13 protein-coding genes are annotated in these 19024 nt (G+C 71.2%); 8 read left to right on the top strand and 5 right to left on the bottom strand.

The features are described 5' to 3' along the window. Nucleotides 1-145: 145 nt before the first annotated feature. Nucleotides 146-2122: a hypothetical protein gene (locus tag LO762_RS29115; protein ID WP_230619342.1), complete on the bottom strand. Its 1977-nt coding sequence runs from the start codon at nt 2120-2122 to the stop codon at nt 146-148. Nucleotides 2123-2245: 123 nt separating this feature from the next. Further along, complete coding sequence (locus tag LO762_RS29110) at nt 2246-5176, bottom strand: transglycosylase domain-containing protein (protein ID WP_230619341.1); 2931 nt, start codon at nt 5174-5176, stop codon at nt 2246-2248. A gap of 275 nt (nt 5177-5451) precedes the next feature. Between LO762_RS29110 and LO762_RS29105 the strand changes: the two genes are divergently transcribed. Both LO762_RS29105 and LO762_RS29100 read left to right on the top strand, forming a co-directional pair. After that, a complete protein-coding gene (locus LO762_RS29105) occupies nt 5452-6087 on the top strand; it encodes a PadR family transcriptional regulator (protein WP_230619340.1) in 636 nt (211 codons plus the stop codon). A gap of 52 nt (nt 6088-6139) precedes the next feature. Further along, nucleotides 6140-7219, top strand: coding sequence for an inositol-3-phosphate synthase (locus tag LO762_RS29100; protein WP_230619339.1), 1080 nt, complete (start codon nt 6140-6142; stop codon nt 7217-7219). 72 nt (nt 7220-7291) lie between these two features. Here the strand turns inward: LO762_RS29100 and LO762_RS29095 are convergent, their stop codons facing one another. Further along, a complete protein-coding gene (locus LO762_RS29095; protein WP_230619338.1) occupies nt 7292-8683 on the bottom strand; it encodes an MFS transporter in 1392 nt (463 codons plus the stop codon). 102 nt (nt 8684-8785) lie between these two features. Here LO762_RS29095 and LO762_RS29090 point away from each other — a divergent pair, with 102 nt between their 5' ends. Together LO762_RS29090 and LO762_RS29085 are read left to right on the top strand one after the other, a co-directional pair. Beyond that, on the top strand, nt 8786-9619 hold the full coding sequence (locus LO762_RS29090; protein ID WP_230619337.1) for a helix-turn-helix transcriptional regulator: 834 nt from the start codon (nt 8786-8788) through the stop codon (nt 9617-9619). 26 nt (nt 9620-9645) lie between these two features. After that, nucleotides 9646-10875, top strand: coding sequence for an MFS transporter (locus tag LO762_RS29085; protein ID WP_230619336.1), 1230 nt, complete (start codon nt 9646-9648; stop codon nt 10873-10875). A gap of 154 nt (nt 10876-11029) precedes the next feature. Here the strand turns inward: LO762_RS29085 and LO762_RS29080 are convergent, their stop codons facing one another. Continuing rightward, nucleotides 11030-11677 carry a hypothetical protein gene (locus LO762_RS29080; protein WP_230619335.1) on the bottom strand — a complete coding sequence of 216 codons (648 nt, stop codon included), beginning with the start codon at nt 11675-11677 and terminating at the stop codon, nt 11030-11032. A 180-nt stretch (nt 11678-11857) separates the two neighbouring features. Here LO762_RS29080 and LO762_RS29075 point away from each other — a divergent pair, with 180 nt between their 5' ends. The 4 genes from LO762_RS29075 (at nt 11858) to LO762_RS29060 (ending at nt 18676) form a co-directional block, all read left to right on the top strand. Beyond that, a complete protein-coding gene (locus LO762_RS29075) occupies nt 11858-13126 on the top strand; it encodes an adenosylmethionine--8-amino-7-oxononanoate transaminase (RefSeq protein WP_230619334.1) in 1269 nt (422 codons plus the stop codon). Nucleotides 13127-13197: 71 nt separating this feature from the next. Beyond that, nucleotides 13198-13914, top strand: coding sequence for a TetR/AcrR family transcriptional regulator (locus tag LO762_RS29070; protein WP_230619333.1), 717 nt, complete (start codon nt 13198-13200; stop codon nt 13912-13914). Beyond that, entirely contained in the window at nt 13914-16937 is a 3024-nt protein-coding gene (locus tag LO762_RS29065; protein ID WP_230619332.1) for an ABC transporter ATP-binding protein/permease, read from the top strand. Before LO762_RS29070 ends, LO762_RS29065 begins: the two co-directional genes overlap by 1 nt. Then, on the top strand, nt 16934-18676 hold the full coding sequence (locus tag LO762_RS29060; protein ID WP_230619331.1) for an ABC transporter ATP-binding protein: 1743 nt from the start codon (nt 16934-16936) through the stop codon (nt 18674-18676). The genes LO762_RS29065 and LO762_RS29060 overlap by 4 nt, the downstream gene beginning before the upstream one ends. Nucleotides 18677-18862: 186 nt before the next feature. On the opposite strand, the gene LO762_RS32960 is transcribed toward LO762_RS29060, so the two are convergent. Then, entirely contained in the window at nt 18863-18985 is a 123-nt protein-coding gene (locus tag LO762_RS32960) for a WD40 repeat domain-containing protein (protein ID WP_308104782.1), read from the bottom strand. Nucleotides 18986-19024: the final 39 nt, after the last annotated feature.

Here is a 19024-nt window from a genome sequence, read left to right as displayed (position 1 = left end):
CCCCGCACCTTTACCTCTCCGCCTGGCTCACCATGCTCCAGACCGCGGGCTGGAACCCGTCCGCGTACCGCCTCGCGGCCATCGCCACCCGCATCACCCGCTGGGAGCGCCGCACCGCCCCGCCCCGCCGCCGTTGACGCCGGGGTCAGCCGGTCCATTGGCCTTGGGTGAAGGAGGCCACGAAGGCCGCCATGAGGGGGACGGAGAGGGCGAGGTAGACGCCGAGCAGCCAGCGGTGGCGGGCCATCAGGTGGCCGAGGGCGATCCAGAGCGGGAACCACAGGAGGGTGGCCCTGCCGATGGACAGGTAGAAGCTGGACGTCATGAAGGCGGCCAGCTGGGTGGCCACGTAGACGGTCTCGGGCCACTGGCGCTGGTACAGCAGCCACGCGACGAGGAGGACGCCGACGCCCGCGGCGAAGATCTCGACGCGGAACGCGTTCGTCCACTCGGACTGGATCTCGAACGCGTTGTACCAGGTCGTCTTCAGCGCCTCCCACGGCATGACCGTGTGGCGGTTCCAGCCCTTCTCCTGGGCGTGCTGCCAGGCCATCATGTCGCCGGTCCGCCGCCACTGGTAGGCCATGTAGGCGGCGATCGGCACAAACGGCACGACCAGCAGCGGCGCCTTGCGCCAGCCGACCGACCCGCGGCGCCCGTTCTCGCCGACGAGGTACTCGACGACGAGGCCGAGCGCCAGGAACAGGCCGGTGATGCGGACGACCGACGAGCCCGCCGCCAGCAGGACCGCGAGGTCCCAGCGGCCCTTCTTGGCGAGCAGCCACGCGGGCACCGCCAAGGCCAGGAACAGCGCCTCGGAGTACGCGGCGAACAGGAACACCGCGCACGGGCTCGTGACGAGCGCCAGCACCGCGAGGAACCCGGGACTACGCCACCACTCGCCGTCGCCCCGCACCCGCTTGACGGCGGCCTCGGCCCGTCCGGGCCCACGCCCGACCCGCACCTCCGCCGTGGCCCCCGTCGGCCGTCCCCCGACCAGCACCCGAGCACCCCCGGAGCCCCCGTGCACGTCCCCCACGCCGTTCGAGCCCGCCTGCCCGACCCGCCCCGACACCTCACCCCGCCTGCGGTACCCGACGGCCTCCGCCCGCACCGCCCAAGGCCCCCCGGTCCCACCCGGCTCCGCCCGACCACCGCCAAGCGATCCGTACCCGGATCCCCGGAGCCCCGACTGCCGACGAGCACCCCCCGACTCCGCACCACCACCGAAAGGCGAGCCGTCCGCGCGATCCCGAGCACCACCCGCGAGGCTGGCGCCCGCAGGAGACCCACCACCGACGCCGTAGGGCGGGGCGTCTACGGAGTTGTGCGGGTCATCTGTGATGTCGGCGTCCGCGGCCGACTCATCGTCGCTGCCGTAGGGCGAGCCGTAAACGTGGTCACGAGCACCACCCGCGAGGTCGGCGTCCGCGGCCGACCCAGCACCGCCTCCGTAAGGCGAGTCGTAGGTGCGATCGTGGTCGGCGCCCGTGAGGTCGGCGTCTTCGGTCGGCTCGTGCCCGGCGTCGTGAGGCGAGTCGTGTGGGCGGTTGTGAGGGCCGGCCGTGAGGTCGGCGGCTGGGGTGGGCCCGGGGCCAGGGCCGTGGGGTGGGGCGGTCGGGGGGCTGTGCGGGGCGGCTGCGGACGGGTCGGCGCTGTTGCTCTGGGGCGGGTCGTAGGCGGGGTCGCGGGGGTTGTCAGGGGTGTTGTGTTCGGTGGGAACGGCGTTGTGAGGGTCGGTGGGGGGACGCGGGTGGTTGGCGAGGCGGGAGAGGGCGAGGGCGACACAAGGGCCCGCGAGGAAGGAGATGAGGAGCCCGGCGGCGCGGTAGTCCTCGACGACGAAGCCGACGAGGTGGATGGCGAGCGGGTAGCCCGGGAAGAAGGCGGGCCAGCTCGCCGGGTCGTAGACACCGGGAGGGCCGCCCTCGTAGCCGTAGGTCGCCAGCCACCAGAAGCGGTCGGCGTCCCAGCGGTTCCACCGCGTCAGGTAGTCGGGCCAGGGCCCGTCGTGGGGGATCACGCGGATCACCACGATCGAGAACCAGGCCACCGCGAGGGAGGCGAGCAGCCACGTGCCGACCGAGGCACGATCGACGCCCCGGGGGATCAGGCTCTTCATACTGAGGCGTTCTACCACGGTCGACCTGTGGCGTCGGTAAACACCGGTAAACCCGCTGGTGGGCGAAACGGGCGAGGGCCCGTGCCGAAGCACAGGCCCCCGTCGCGCACACCTCGGGCGTCGCTACTCGTTCTGCCGGTGCCCCTGCTGGTCCGGGGGCGGCCAGTACGGGTCGTTGTCGTTCGGGTCCTGATCGGCGGGAATGCCGTCGCCGTCGTTGTCGATCGGCCCGCCCGGGTTGCCCTGGTGGCAGGCCGGGTAGTCGCCGTGCATGGCGCAGAACCAGCCCGGCGGGTTGTTCTCGGTGCCGGGCGGCGGCTTGTTGGCGTCACACGCCGGAGGCAGCTGGCCGACGTTGCAGCCGGGCAGGTCGCCTTGGTGGCCACCGGGGTTGTCGTTGTCACACTGGTTGGTGATCTGCTCAAGCACGCCGCACTTATCGGTCTTCGTCGGCTTGGGCTTGGGCGTGTCGTACTTCACCAGCTCACCGCTGTATGTGGGCGTCGGGAACTGCGCGATGTCCTTGTTGGAGAGCGCCTTGTCCATGAACGCCTTCCAGATCCGCGCGGGGAACACACCACCGTAGGCGCCCTGGCCGAGATAGGGATCCATCGACTTGCTGTTCTGGTGGAAGACCGTCGCGGCGGCGGAGTACTGCGGGGTGTAGCCGACGAACCAGAGGGCCGCGCCCTCGTCGGTGGTGCCGGTCTTGCCCGCGGCGGGCTGGCCGTTGGCGAGGCGGGCGCCGGTACCCGTGCCCGAGGTGATCACGGCGCGCATCGCCTCGGTGGCCTGGGCCGCCTGGTCCTCGGTCAGCACCTGCTTGCCCCCCTTGTTCCAGGGCAGCGGGACCGAGACCTCCTTGCCGTCCACCATACGGGTGATCTTGCTGACCAGGTGCGGGGTGACGGCCTTGCCGCCGTTGGCGAAGGCGGCGTAGCCGGACGCCTGGTACATCGCCGAGACGTTGGCGACGCCCAGCGCCAGCGACGGCACCGGCTCCATGCTGTCCTTGGGGAGGCCGAAGGCGGCCGCCTCGTCGATGACCTTGTCAAGCCCCATCTTCAGACCGAGCTTGACGAACGAGGAGTTGATCGACTGCTCGGTCGCCTTGATGAGCGTGATCGCCTGGCCGAGGCTGTGCTTGCTGCGCATCCAGTAGCCGTTTCGGGCCGCGCACGCCGCCTCGTTGCCCGCGCCCTTGATGGCGTCGCCGGTCCGCGGGTCCAGGCAGACGAGGCCGCGGCCCTCGATGAGCGACTTGACGTTCACGCCCTCCGAGAGCGCGGTCGCCAGCACATAGGGCTTGAAGGACGATCCGATCTGCGGGCGGTCGACCAGGGCGGCGTTCGACTCCTCGCGGTTCGGGTTGCCGCCGTAGAACGCGACGATCGCGCCGTTCCTCGGATTGACCACGACGAGGCCCGAGCGGATGAGCTTGCGCATCTCCTTGGACGTCACGCTGGGAGCGTTCTCGATGACCGCTTCCTTGGCGTACTTCATCAGCGTCGGGTTGAGACTTGTGTAGATCTTGTAGCCGCCGGTGGTGACGGATTCCACGTCGAAGTTCGGGATCTGCGACAGCTCGGTGTGGATGCGGTCGCGGATGTAGGACTCCTGGCTGTCGCCCTTCGTCCAGATCCAGCTCTTCTTGGTCTTCGGGAACTCCATCTTGTCCCGCTCGGCCTGGCCGAGCCAGCCCTCGGTGACCATGCCGTTGAGCACGTAGTTCCACCGGAAGACCAGCGCCTTGCGGGCCGGGTCGTTCTCGTCGCACTGGGTGCAGAAGTAGCCCGGCTGCTGGATCATCGCGGCGAGGAGGGCGCCCTCCTCGATCGTGAGCTTGTCCACGTTCTTGTGGAAGTAGGAGCGGGCCGCCGCCTGGATGCCGTCGGACATCCGGCCGAACGGGATCGTGTTGAGGTAGCTCTCCAGGATCTTGTCCTTGGAGTACTTCCCCTCCAGCTTCATCGCCGTGAAGATCTCCTTGATCTTCCGGGTGATCGTCCGGTCCTTCGAGAGCGTGTTGAGGCGGTTGCGGGCGAGCTGCTGGGTGATGGTCGAACCGCCCTCGACGGTGCCGCCCGTCACCGTCTTGAAGGCGGCGCGGGCCAGGCCGCGCGGGGAGAAGCCGGGGTCCGTCTCGAACGAGCGCTGCTCGGCGGCCATGACCGCCTGCCTGACGTGCAGCGGGATCTGGTCGATGGAGACGTATTCGCGGTTCGTCCCGATCCGGAACATCGCCTTGGGGTTCTTGCCCGCCCAGTAGACGTTCGAGCCCTGGTCGTCAACGCCCTCAACGAGGTTCTTGTCAAGGTCGGGGACGGGTGTTGTGTTGTAGCCGACGACGATGATCGTGGTGACGGCGAGGAGACCGGCCACGCAGACACCGGCGATGATCTTCCAGCTGGGGATGTACTTCTTCCAGGCCGCTTTGGGGGGCTTGCCGTTCTTGCCGCCGCCTCGGCCGTCGTCGCCCCTGCCGTCGCCGCCGTCCGGGCCGGAGGGGCCGCCGGGGGGGATGGGGGCGCCGTTGTCGAGCATGGTGACGGCGGGGTCGCCGGCGTAGGGGTCGTAGCCGTTCGGGGGGGCGTCGGGGTGGCCGACCGAGCCGAGCGCGACGGTGCCGTTGTGGTCGGCGTAGTAGCCGTTCTGGTCGGCGTAGGTCTGGTCGGGGTAGGCGGTGCCGTCCGAGTAGGCCGGGCCGTCCGAGTAGGCGGTGCCGTCCGAGTAGGCGGTGCCGTCGGCGTAGGGCTGGTCGTAGTAGCCGCCCGCCGCCGAGCCGTCGAAGGTGGTCCGGTCGTCGTAGTACTCGCCGGACGCGGAAGCGGAGCCGCCGGGGGCCGCGTAGCCGTTTCCAGCCTGCGGGCCCGAGTAGGTCGTCTGCTCGTAGCCGTAGTCGTCGTACGCGCCGTACTGGGGCGGTGGCGAAGAGTTGCCGTACTGGGACTCGCGATAGATCTGTTCGCGCCCCTGGGGAGGCGCTGGCCGGAACCAGTCGTCCTCCGGCAGGTCCCCAGAGGGGCCACCGGATCCGTACGGCGGAGTACTCACACGACCTCTTCAGCTGGGGTGCGAGGCCGGGGGACCCCGCACGGCGGCACTGCCGGGGCCGGTCTAACGGGGGGCATAGCCCAGCAGCGTCAGGTGTCTAACGGGTCATCGTACCGACGGGCTCCGCCTGCACGGTGCCGGATCGGGCACACGGTTCCTACTCGGATGTGACGAATGAGGCAGCTTGCGGAGTTGGTTAACACTACGTATCTTTGCGATGTATCGGCTCGATACATTTCCACGATACATCTGGCTGAGCTACCGCGGAGGGAACGATGGTCGGCAAGAGGGGCGGCGTGTTGGAACTCGCCGTGCTCGGGCTGCTCCATGAGTCCCCGATGCACGGGTACGAGCTGCGCAAGCGGCTCAACACCCTGCTCGGCATGTTCCGCGCGTTCTCCTACGGGACGCTCTACCCGTGCCTCAAGCAGCTCCTCGCACAGGGGCTGATCACCGAGGACGAGGACGAGCAGCCCACGGGCGCACTGCAGAGCAAACGAGCCAAGATCGTCTACAAGCTGACCGCCGAGGGGAAGGAGCACCTGCAGAAGCTCCTCACCGAGGCAGGGCCCGCGGCGTGGGAGGACGAGGGGTTCGGCGTACATTTCGCCTTCTTCGCCCAGACCCGCGCCGACGTGCGGCTGCGCATCCTCGAGGGCCGGCGAAGCCGCCTCGAGGAGCGCCTGGAGCAGGTGCGGACAGCACTGACCCGCACCCGCGAACGAGTGGACAGCTACACCCTTGAGCTCCAGAACCACGGCCTGGAATCGGTCGAGCGCGAGGTCAGGTGGCTGAACGAGCTCATCGGACGCGAGCATGCCAAAGCGGCCGACGAGGTCGGGCGGCAGCGGCAGGACGACAGACAAGACGACAATGACAACGACGCCCCGCAAGGGACGTCGCCCTCATAAGAGCCTGGGGATCACCCCAGACCCCGGTGAGTTAGAGAAAAGGAGCAACCGGATGGGTTCGGTGCGCGTAGCCATCGTTGGAGTGGGCAACTGCGCCTCTTCGCTCGTCCAGGGTGTCGAGTTCTACAAGGACGCGGCTCCCGACCAGCGGGTCCCTGGGCTGATGCACGTTCAGTTCGGGGACTACCACGTGGGCGACGTGGAGTTCGTGGCGGCGTTCGACGTTGACGCCAAGAAGGTCGGGCAGGACCTCGCGCACGCCATCCACGCCAGCGAGAACAACACCATCAAGTTCGCCGAGGTCCCGCCGACCGGGGTGACCGTGCAGCGCGGCCCCACCTTCGACGGCCTCGGCGAGTACTACCTCGACACGATCGAGGAGTCGGACGCCGAGCCGGTGGACGTCGTCCAGGCCCTGAAGGACGCCGGGGTCGACGTGCTCGTGTCCTACCTGCCGGTCGGTTCGGAGGACGCGGACCGCTTCTACGCGCAGGCGGCGCTGGACGCGAAGGTGGCGTTCGTGAACGCGCTTCCCGTGTTCATCGCCTCCGACCCCGAGTGGGCGCAGAAGTTCGTGGACGCGGGCGTCCCGATCGTCGGCGACGACATCAAGTCGCAGGTCGGCGCGACGATCACGCACCGCGTCATGGCGAAGCTGTTCGAGGACCGCGGCGTTGAGCTGCTGCGCACCTACCAGCTGAACTTCGGCGGCAACATGGACTTCATGAACATGCTGGAGCGCAAGCGCCTGCAGTCCAAGAAGATCTCCAAGACGCAGTCGGTGACGTCGCAGATCCCGCACGAGATGGCCAAGGCCGACGTGCACATCGGCCCGTCGGACCACGTGCCGTGGCTGGACGACCGCAAGTGGGCGTACGTGCGGCTGGAGGGCAAGTCCTTCGGCGACACGCCGCTGAACCTGGAGTACAAGCTGGAGGTCTGGGACTCCCCGAACTCCGCGGGCGTCATCATCGACGCGGTGCGCGCCGCCAAGATCGCCAAGGACCGCGGTATCGGCGGCCCGATCCTGTCGGCCAGCTCCTACTTCATGAAGTCGCCGCCGGAGCAGTACAACGACGACCAGGCCCGCGAGGCCGTCGAGGCGTTCATCCGCGGCGACGCCGAGCGCTGACCAGCCAGTACCGAACACGGCAAAGGCCGTCCCGCCCACCCGGCGGGACGGCCTTCCGCGTCGTACAGGGGTCTAGTGGCTTGGGGCGCGGCGTAGGGCGAGGGCCAGGAGGGTGGCGGCGGTGGCGGTGGTGAGGGCGTTGACGGTGAAGGCGGTGTGGAGGGCGGGGAGGGTGCCCGCGTCCAGGCGGGCGGTGATGACGGCGGCCAGGAGCGGGGTGCCCAGGGCGATGCCGGTCTGCTGGCTCAGGGTGACCAGGCCGGAGGCGAGGCCCTGGTCGGCGGCGGGGAGGCCGGACGTCGCCGTCACCACGTAGCCGACGATCGCGACGAGGTTGGCGACGCCGCCGGTGAACGTCAGGGCGAGCAGCGGAACGAGCCAGCCGCGCCCCTCCCCCGCGAACGCCAGCGGCAGCGTCGCGGCGGCCTGCACGGCGAGGCCCAGCGCGATCGCCCGGCCCGCGCCGACGGCGGCGATGACGCGCGGCGCGATCAACCCGCCCAGCACCGTCCCCGCGCCCAGGACGGCGAACGCGAGCCCGGCGACGAGCGGCGAGAAGCCCAGGACGTCCTGGAGGTAGAGGGTCAACGCGAACACCAGCGACGTCTCCGTGGCGAACGCGACAAAACCGGCGGCGTTCCCCCACGCGACGGGCCGCCGCCGCAGCACGCCGAGCGCCACGAGCGGCTCCCCCGCCCGCGCCTCGACCAGCCCGAAGACGCCGAGCAGCGCCGCCGCGACGGCGAGCGCGCCCCACGCGCGCGGATCGCCCCACCCGTGCTCGCCCGCGCTCGACGCCCCGAACACCAGCGCGACGAGCGCGAGCGTGACGGTGGCGGCCCCCGCGACGTCCAGCCGCGGCCGTCGCTCCGCCCGGCTCTCGCCCAACACCAGGGGCGCGACGGCCAGGACGGCGGCCGCCACGACGACGTTGAGGAAGAACGCCCAACGCCAGTTCAGGGTGCCGGTGAGCAGGCCGCCCAGCAGCGCGCCCGTGGTGAACCCGGCGGCCATCAGCGCCCCGTTGAGGCCGAGGACCCTGTCGCGCGCGGGCCCGGCCGGGAAGCCCGTGGTGAGGAGGGCGAGCGCGGAGGGCGTCACCATGGCCGTCGCGAGGCCCTGGGCGACGCGCGCGGCCAGCAGGACGCCGGGGCCCTGCGCGAGGCCGCCCGCGAGCGACGAGGCGCCGAGGAGCGCCATGCCGAGCAGGAAGAGGCGGCGGCGTCCGGCGAGGTCGGCGACCCTGCCGAAGAACAGGGTGCAGCCCGCCGCCGCGAGCGCGAAGGACGTGGCGATCCACTGGAGGCTCCCGGTCGAGAAGCCGACATCGGCGCCGATGACGGGCAGCGCGACGTTGAGGATCGAGAAGTCGACGGCGAGGGTGAACCCGGCCGTCAGGAGGACGGCGACGACAGCGCGCTCCCGGGCTGTCATCCGTGCGGGGAGGGTGTCTTGCGTGGTCATGGCGTCAACCGTGGGCGCGCCCTGGCCTAACAGCCATCCCCCTGTGCCGCCTGACCTCCGCAGGGTCAGGCAGCGCTCGGGTAAAACGGACATCATTGGCGTGTGACGACGGAACTGGGCCGATTCCTCAAGGCGCGCCGGGCGGCGATCACCCCGGAGAGCGCGGGCGTGCGCAGCTACGGCGTGCGGCGGGTGCCGGGGCTGCGCCGCGAGGAGCTGGCGCGGCTCGCCGGGGTGTCCGCCGCGTACTACACGCGGCTGGAGCAGGGCCAGTCGGCGAACGCGTCGGACGCGGTGATCGACGCGCTGGCCCGCGCGCTGCGCCTCGCCGACGACGAGCGGGCGCACCTGTTCACGCTGGCCAGGGCGCGTCCGGCGGGACGGGCCGCGCCGCCCGTCGCGGAGGTCGCCGACCCTGCGGCGGTGCGGCTGCTGGAGTCCATGCCGGAGGTTCCCGCGCTGCTTGTCGGGCTCCGTAACGACGTGCTCGCCTGGAACCGGCTTGGACACCGTCTCCTTGCGGGGCATCTGGACTTCGACTCTCCTGGGCGTCCGGATGATCGGCCTAACCTCGTCCGCCTCCTCTTCCTCGACGCGCACACCAGGGACCTGCACCGCGACTGGCGCGCCGAGGCGGCGTTGGCCGTCGCGTCCCTGCGCTACGTCGCGGCGGGCCATCCTGACGACCCCGGCCTCGCCGCCCTGGTGGGCGACCTGTCCGTCCGCTCCGCCGAGTTCGCCGCCCTGTGGGCCGCCCACGCCGTCCGCCTCTGCGCCCACGGCACCAAACACCTCCACCACCCCGAGGTCGGCCCGCTCGATCTCGACTTCACCCTCCTCCACCTTCCGTCCGCCCCGACCCAACGCCTCCTCACCCACACCGCCCCCGCCGACTCGCCCTCCGCCGCCGCCCTTACCCTCCTCACCCACCGCTGACCCGGACGGGTGCGTAGGGTGGGCGGGTGAGCTGGGGTGACGTGTGGGGCGGGCGGGGGTTTCGGTGGCTGTACGGGACCCGGCTGACGTCGCAGTTCGCGGACGGGCTGATGCAGGTCGGGTTGGCCGCCTACGTGCTGGCGCCGGAGAACGAGGCGACGGCGGGCAAGGTGGCCGTGGCGTTCGCCGTCATGCTGCTGCCGTACTCGGTGCTCGGGCCGTTCGCCGGGGTGCTGATCGACAGGTGGCGGCGTAGGCAGATCCTTGTCTACACGCCGCTGGTGCGGGCGGTGTGCGTGCTCGGGATGGCCTGGCTCATCAGCGCGCTGGACGACAGTGACGTGTACCTGGTGGCGGCGCTCGTCGTGCTGGGCGTGAACCGGTTCTTCCTGTCGGCGCTCTCGGCGTCGCTGCCCCACGTCGTCCAGGCGAGGGATCTGCTTCTGGCCAACACGGTTTCGGTGACCTCCGGGACGGTGGCGGCGTTCGTCGGAGCGGGCGCGGGGTTCGCCGTCCAGAAGGCCGGGACCACGGGGCCCTTCCTTATGGCGGCCGTCCTTTACGTCGTCGCCTCCTTTGTCGCGCGGGCGCTGCCCAAGGACGGGCTCGGCCCTGATCCGGACGGACGGCAGCGCGAGACGGTCAGGAACGTCGTCACCGGGATGGTCGAGGGCGCGCGGCACCTGGCGCGGCGCAAACCGGCCGCGCTGGCGCTCGGGGCGATCGCGACGTACCGGTTCCTCTACGGCATCTGGCTGCTCATGACGCTGCTGCTGTACCGGCACCACTTCCCGTCCGGTTTTGACGGGATCGCGGTGATCACCCTCGTGTCCGGCGCCGGATACCTGCTGGGGGCCGTGATCACGCCGTGGGCGGCCCGGCGGTTCGGCAAGGAGGCGTGGATCTCGGCGATGCTGCTCGCGGCCTCTGTCGCGCTCCTGGGGCTCGCCGTGCCGCTGCGCGAGCCGCTGTACGTCGCGGGCGGGTTCGCGCTGGGCGTCGCCGCGCAGGGCATCAAGGTGTGCGTGGACACGATCCTGCAGGAGAGCGTCGAGGACGCGTTCCGGGGCCGGGTCTTCGCCGCGTACGACATGTTCTTCAACGCGACCTTTGTCGCCGCCGCCTGTGTCGGCGCGTTCACCCTGCCGCCGGACGGCAGATCAGAGCCCGTCCTCGCCTTCCTCGTCGTCGCTTACGCGGCCGCCGCGATCACGTACCGCGCGCTGGCACGCCGCCACCCCGCACCAACTCCCTGAAGCGGTGCTCAATGGCCCGGAGACCGGCCGCTTCACGAGCCCGACTTCGTCGGGAGCGGCCGACCTCCGGGCTGTGCTCAATGGCCCGGAGATCGGCCGCTTCACGAGCCCGACTTCGTCGGGAGCGGCCGACCTCCGGGCTGGGGCGACGGCGTCAGCGCTGGGTGGTCTGGCTGGCCGGGGCGTTGACGGCGGTGCCCGCGTAGCGGAGTTGGAGCTTGCCGGGGCGGGCGGCGAAGGAGTACCTGCCCTGCTTGCCGGTCGTTGTGGTGGCGACGTGCCGCCAGGCGCCGTCCGTCCAGCGGTACAGGTGGATCTTCTGGCCGCCGTACGGCTGGTAGCCGCCCGCCGGGGCGAGCCTGCGCAGCACGCCGCCGACCGAGCCGCCGCGCCCCTTCGGGTTCGCGGCCGAGAGCGTGGTCTTGCGTTTCACGTGAAACACGAGCCGTCCGGCGGTGGACTGCTTGCCCGAGCCGTCACGGACGTTGAGGGTCGCGCGCCACTGGCCGGGGGCGTCGAAGCGGTTGAAGGCGGCGACGCCGGTCCAGATGCCGGGGGCGCCCTTGACGACGAGGTCGACCAGGACGCGTTCGCCGTCGGGGGCGGTGAGCCAGAGGTCGACGGCGCGGGCGGTGGCGACGGCCCCGCCGCGCGCGGTGAAGGTGGTCCAGACGCCGCTTCCGCCGTCGCCGACGACGACGGTGCTGCGGTTGGTGTCGAGGACGACGGGGGCCGCCGAGACGGGCTGGGCGAGCCCGATGACGAGTGCCGCGGAGGTCAGCCCGGCGAGTGCGGTCGACACGGTGCGCATGGTCACTCCGGAGGAGGATCGGGAGAGCTTTCTCGATCAAGTTAGTGCTGACAATGTGTCTACTTAGCACCCCTGCCCTGGTGAGACAGCTCACGTGCAGAAAATAAGCGCTTGCTGACCCAGCTCAGCTACCGGCGAGTAACGCAAATCACCCGAGTACCGTGAACGTCCATGAGCCCCGAGGAACTCCTCGCCTACGACCGCGAGCACGTCTGGCACCCCTACGCGCCGATGCCTTCGACCGTCCCCCTTCACCCCGTCGCCGCCGCGCACGGCGTCCGGCTGGTCCTGGAGGACGGCCGCGAGCTCATCGACGGCATGTCGTCGTGGTGGGCCGCCATCCACGGGTACGGGCACCCCCGGCTGAACGCGGCGCTCACCGACCAGCTCGGCCGGATGGCGCACGTCATGTTCGGCGGGCTCACCCACCGGCCCGCCGTCGAACTGGCCCGCCGCCTCGTCGAGCTGTCCCCGGCCGGGATCACCAAGGTGTTCTTCGCCGACTCCGGGTCCGTCGCCGTCGAGGTGGCCATCAAGATGGCGCTCCAGTTCTGGCGGGCGCAAGGCGTCAACCGGCCTCGGCTGCTCACCGTGCGCGGCGGCTACCACGGCGACACCTTCGGCGACATGGCTGTCTGCGACCCGGTGAACGGCATGCACCATCTGTTCAGCGACGTGCTTCCCGTGCACGTGTTCGCGCCCGCTCCGCCCGTAGGGCCCGACCCTGCTTACGTTGACGAACTCGGCCGTCTCGTCGCGGCGCACGCGCACGAGTTGGCGGGGATCATCGTGGAACCCGTCGTCCAGGGCGCCGGGGGGATGCGGTTCTACGACCCGTCCCATCTGCGCGCCCTACGCGAGTTGGCTGACGCCCACGGCCTACTCCTCATCCTGGACGAGATCGCCACCGGCTTCGGCCGCTCCGGCGAGTTCTGGGGCGCCGACCACGCCGACGTCTCCCCCGACATCATGTGCGTCGGCAAGGCCCTCACCGGCGGCTACCTGACGATGGCCGCGACCCTGTGCACGGACCGGGTCGCGGCGGGCATCAGCGCGTCCGGCGAGGCGCCGCTCATGCACGGCCCGACCTTCATGGCCAACCCGCTGGCCGCGGCCGTCGCCTGCGCGTCCCTGGACCTGCTCGCGGAGCGCGACTGGCGCACCGAGGTCCGGACGATCGAGAAGGTGCTCTCCGACGGCCTCGCGCCCGTCCGGGGCCTGCCCGGAGTGGCCGACGTCCGGGTGAAGGGCGCGATCGGCGTCATCGAGACGTCGGTGCCGATCGACCAGCAGCGCGTCCAGGAGGCTGCCTTGCGTAGGGGCGTCTGGCTACGACCCTTCCGCGACCTCATCTACACGATGCCGCCCTACATCTGCACCGAGGACGACGTAAGCCGGATCACCGACGCGATGACGGCCGCCGTGCACACCCTTCGCTGAGGCGCCGTGCGTAGATCTTGACCCCCGGGGTTAGGCGACCCTAAGTTATAGGGTGCAACTTTGGGGGTCTGATGGACCGTGAACAGAAGAACGCCGCCGCGCGGCGCGGCGGCAGGGCGCGCATCGTGACGGTCCAGGAGATCGTCCGGGTCGGCCGCGAACTCGGCATGCGGCGGCTCAGCGTCAAAGCCGTCGCGACGGGCCTGGGCGTCTCCACGGCGGCGCTGTACCGGCACGTCGAGGGCCGGTGGGAGCTGGAACGGCTCGTCGGCGAAAGCCTGCTCGCCGAACTGGCGCTGCCCGACGACCCCACCGAGGACACCGAACGGCACCTGCTGTCGTTCGCGCTGCGGCTACGCGCGTTCGCTCTCGCCCGGCCAGGGCTCGCCCGCTACTTCCAGGTGCTCTTCCCACGGGGAGAGCACGGTCGGCGGCTTCTGACGGCCGAGGTGGACGCGCTGGAACGCCGCGGGTACGCGCCGGAAGTAGCCGTCGTGCTCGCCGGCTCGGTCGCGACACTGACCATCAGCCTCGCCGCGTCCGAGGAGAACGACACCGAGGCCAGAAGCGGCGACGGGTTCGCGCGGGAACGCGACTCCGCCGTCGAGAGCCTCCTCGCCGACACCCGTCTCGGCCCCGCCCACCTCGGGCTGCCTCAGGTCTCGACGGAGGACTACGTACGGCTGCTCCTGGCGGCCTCGATCCGGGGCCTGGTGTCGGCGGCGCCACCCGGACGGCCCGTGAACGAGATCGTGGCGGACCTCTCCGCCTACGAAGGGAGATGGTGATGGCCCGAGGATTCCAGGGCGCGGTCATGCGCGGCTTCGGCGCGCGCGACCACGAGGCGACGGTGCTGGAGACGGAGCTGCGCGCGCCGCACTTCCTGCGCGTCAGGATGGCCTCGCCCACGCTTTTTGAGGACGCCGACGTAGGCCCGACCGCGTGGATCCGCATGTGGTTCCCCGACCCGGACGGCTCGGACGCCGAGTTCCAACGCGGCTACACCCTCACCGAGGCCGACCCGGAGAGCGGCCGGTTCGCGGTGGACTTCGCGCTGCACGACCCGCCCGGCCCGGCGACCCGGTGGGCGAAGGACGTCGCGCCGGGCGCGAAGGTCGGGGTGATGTCGTTCGGCTCGACGCCGTTCGCGGTGCCCGAGGAGCTGCCCGCCGGTTTCCTCCTGTTCGGCGACGCCGCCTCGATCCCGGCGCTCAACGGGCTGCTGGGGGCGCTTCCCTCGGACGTCCCGGTCGAGCTGTACCTCGAACACCAGCACCCGTCCGAGCTGGAGATCCCGCTCGCCACCCACCCGCGCCTCCACCTGCACCGCGTCCCGCGCCGGACCGCCGCCTCCCTCCCCGACGCCGTCGAGCCCCGCGACTGGTCGGACTGGTTCGCCTGGGCCGCCACCGAAGCCGAAACCTTCAAACTGCTCCGAACCCGCCTACGCAAGGAGTTCGGCTTCCCCAAGTCCGAAATCTACGGCCGCGCCTACTGGAACCAGTCCAAATCCATGGGCACCACCCGAACCCCCACCCCACCCGACGCCGAGCAACCCACAGAGGCGCCCCCCACCACCGCGCCACCACCAGCACCAGACGCCGCACACCCCGATACCGAACCCACAAAGGCACCCTCAGGCGCCACATCGACGACGACCCCCGAGGCACCCGACGAGACCGCGTCGGCACCGAACACGGCAGCCGAACCACGACAGGCCGGAGCCGCCGACGACGCGGAGGCGTCGTCAGGCGCCACCGCCCGTGGCGCGGGGGCGGTGTCGGGCGGGGCTGCCGTGCCGTCACAGGACCGGACGGCGCCAGCCGGGGCCGTCGAGGGGGCGGACGGGGCACTTGACGCGTCGCCTCGGGCCGGGGGCTCGGACGCCGCCGAGGCGGCGTCGGGCGGAGCGGGCCATGGCGCGGAGGCGTCCTTGGGCGGGGCGGCTGTGCCGTCACGGGACCGGGCGGCTCGGGCCGGGGGCTCGGGGGCAGGGGCCACGGTGGGGACGTGGCGGGTGCAGGCGGCGGGGCGGTTGCTCGGGCCGTTGCGGCGAACGTTGATGGTGGCTGCGGGGTTGCAGGCGCTGGTGACGTTGTTGCAGCTCGCGCCGTTCCTGTTGCTTGTGGAGTTGGCGCGGCGGCTGCTGGACGGGGCGGGCCGCGACGAGGTGTGGCCGGTCGGCATCGCGGCGCTCGGGCTGCTCGGGGCGGGGACGCTGCTCGGCTCGCTGCTGCTGTTGTGGCTGCACTCGGTGGACGCGAGGTTCGCGCGGGCGCTGCGGGAGCGGCTGCTGGCGAAGTTGGCGCGGCTGCCGCTCGGCTGGTTCACCGCGCGCGGCTCCGGCTCGGTCAAACAGCTCGTGCAGGACGACACGCTGTCGCTGCACTACCTCGTCACGCACGCCGTGCCGGACGCGGCGGCGGCCGTCGTCGCGCCGATCGCGGTGCTGGTCTACCTGTTCTGGGTGGACTGGCGGCTGGCGCTGGCGCTGCTCGTCCCCGTCCTCGTCTACATCATCACGATGTACATCATGATCATCCAATCTGGGACAAAGACGGCACAGGCCCAGCGTTGGGCCGAGCGGATGAACGGCGAGGCCGCCGCCTACCTGGAGGGCCAGCCCGTCATCCGCGTGTTCGGCGGGGCGGCCGCGTCTGCGTTCCGGCGCAGCCTCACGGAGTACCTGGCCTTCCTCAACGGCTGGCAGCGCCCGTTCATCGGCAAGAAGACCGTCATGGACCTGGCCACCCGGCCCGCGACGTTCCTGTGGCTGATCGCCGTGCTCGGCACCCCCCTCGTCGCCTCCGGCCGGATGGACCCGGTCGACCTCCTCCCGTTCCTCCTCCTGGGCACCGCCTTCGGCGCCCGCCTCCTCGGCATCGGCTACGGCCTCAGCGGCCTCCGCGACGGCCTCCTCGCCGCCCGCCGCATCCAGGTAACCCTCGACGAACCCCACCTCACCGTCCCGGACGGGCCGACGCTGAGCCGTGCGGTCGCGACCGACGCCCACGACGCGGCCTCGGGCTCCTGGGCGGCTTCCGGTGGATCGGGGGCCGTCGGTGAGGTGGAGTTCGTGGGGGTCGGGTTCGGGTACCGGCCTGGGGTGCCCGTCATCCAGGACGTGTCGTTGCGGCTTGCGCCGGGGACCGTGACGGCGTTGGTCGGGCCGTCCGGGTCGGGCAAGTCGACATTGGCGGCGCTGCTCGCCCGGTTCCATGACGTGGACTCCGGCGCGATCCGGGTGGACGGCCGGGACCTGCGCGACCTCACCTTCGACGAGCTGTACGCCCGTGTCGGGTTTGTGCTCCAGGACGCCCAGCTCGTGCACGGGACGATCCGGGAGAACATCGCGCTCGCCGTCCCGGACGCGCCGATCGAGCGGGTCGAGGAGGCGGCCAGGGAGGCGCAGATCCACGAGCGCGTCACACGGCTGCCGGACGGTTACAACACCGTGCTCGGCCCGAACGCGCAGCTCTCCGGCGGGGAGCGCCAGCGCCTCACCATCGCCCGCGCGATCCTCGCCGACACCCCGGTACTCGTCCTCGACGAGGCGACGGCGTTCGCCGACCCCGAGTCGGAGTACCTCGTCCAGCAGGCGCTGACCCGGCTCGCGGCGGGCCGGACCGTGCTCGTCATCGCGCACCGGCTCCGCACCGTGGCGGGCGCCGACCGGATCGTCGTGCTCGACCACGGCCGGATCGCCGAGACCGGCACCCACGAAGACCTGCTCGCCGCTGACGGCCGGTACCGCCGGCTGTGGGACGCGGGGAGCTCCGGCGTGTCAAGGGCCGAGGAGGCCGTCCGATGATCCGTACCCTGCTCCGTCTCTTCCCCCACGACCGGCGCGGCGACGTCGTCCGCTACACGGTGCTCGCCGTCGTCGGCGTGGTGCTGCGCGCCGTCGGCGTGGTGCTGCTCGTGCCGCTGGTCTCGGCGCTGTTCGGGGACGACCCGGGCGGCGCGTGGCCGTGGGTCGGCGCGCTCACCGCCGTCACCGCGGCGGGCTGGGCGGTGGACGCGGTGACCGCGCGGCTCGGCTTCGACCTCGGTTTTGGGCTGCTCGACAGCACCCAGCGGGACGTCGCTGAGCGGCTCACAAGGGTGCGGCTCACCTGGTTCACCGCCGAGAACACCGCGACGGCCCGGCAGGCGATCGCGGCGACCGGGCCCGAGATCGTCGGGCTCGTCGTCAACCTGCTGACCCCGCTGATCGGCGCGACGCTGCTGCCGATCGGGATCGCGCTGGCGCTGCTGCCCGTCTCGGCGCCGCTCGGGCTGGCCGCGCTGGCCGGGGTGCCGGTGCTGCTCGGCGCGTTCTGGGCCTCGACCGGCATCAGCCGCCGCGCCGACACCGTGGCGGCCGAGACGAACAGCGCGTTCACCGAGCGGATCCTGGAGTTCGCCCGCACCCAGCAGGCGCTGCGCGCGGCCCGCCGGGTCGAGCCGGCCCGCAGCCACGCCGGGGCCGCGCTGGCCGCCCAGCACGGCGCGACCATGCGGCTGCTGCTCATGCAGATCCCCGGCCAACTCCTGTTCAGCCTCGCCAGCCAGCTCGCGCTGGTGCTGCTCGCGGGCACCGCGACGGCGCTCGCGGTGCGCGGCGACCTCGGGGTGCCCGAGACCGTCGCGCTGATCGTCGTCGTCGCGCGCTACCTCGAACCGTTCACGGCGCTCGGCGAGCTCTCCCCCGCCGTCGAATCGGTGCAGACGACGCTGCGCCGCGTCAACGCCGTGCTGACCGCCCCCGTTGTGCCCCACGGCACCGACCTCCCTTCCGGCATCCCCGGTGCCACGCCCCGGATCGAGTTCGAGAACGTCACCTTCCGCTACGCGCCCCACGAGAAGCCCGTCCTGGACGGGCTGAGCTTCACGCTGGAGCCCGGCACCACCACCGCCATCGTCGGCCCCTCGGGCTCGGGTAAGAGCACGATCCTGGCGCTGATCGCGGGCCTACACGAGCCGGACAGCGGCCGCGTCCTCATCAACGGGACCGACCCCGCCACGCTCACCCCGGAAGCCCGCCGCGCCCTGACCAGCGTCGTCTTCCAACACCCGTACCTGTTCACCGGAACCCTCCGCGACAACATCCGCACCGCCCACCCCGAAGCCACCGAACCCGCTCTTGCCCAAGCCACACATCTTTCCCGCGTCGACGATCTCACTTCCCGCTTCCCCGAAGCCCTAAACACCAAGGTCGGCGAAGCCGGAACCACACTTTCCGGCGGCGAACGCCAACGCGTCGCCATCGCCCGCGCCCTCCTCAAACCCGCCCCCATCCTCCTCGTCGACGAGGCCACCAGCGCCCTGGACACCGAAAACGAGTCCCTCATCGCCGAAACCCTCACCTCCGACCCCCACCCCCGCACCCGAGTCGTCGTCGCCCACCGCCTCACCAGCATCCGCCACGCCCACCGCGTCATCTTCCTAGAAGACGGCAAAATCACCGAAGACGGCCCCGCCCACACCCTCCTAGCCCAAAACGGCCGCTTCACCACCTTCTGGCACCACCAGTCCACCACCCCCCACTGGCGCCTAACCCCCACCTAACCCCCACGAGGGGCCGAGCCCCCCAACGCCCGGCCCCTCTCCCCCAGCCAACCCCACCCCACAACCCCTCCACCAACATCACCACATCAACCAAACAACCACCCCGCAGCCTCCAGCGACAAACAGCTCGTGTCCCGTAACGACCCCGCCGAGGCGCCACCAAGCCAGACCACCACCTTCACCCGATCAAAACACCCACAACCGCACCGACTTGTCGTGGCTGCCGGAGGCCAGGACCTTCCCATCCGGACTGAACACCACCGACCAGACCCAGTCGGTGTGGCCGGTGAGAGGATCACCGATCAGCACACGACCAGCCACATCCCACAACCGCACCAACCCATCGGC

Origin of the sequence: Actinocorallia sp. API 0066 (assembly GCF_020991275.1) — a bacterium.
GTDB lineage: Bacteria > Actinomycetota > Actinomycetes > Streptosporangiales > Streptosporangiaceae > Actinocorallia.
Note: the sequence above shows the minus strand (reverse complement) of the source record. Positions and strands in the feature narration are given on the sequence as shown.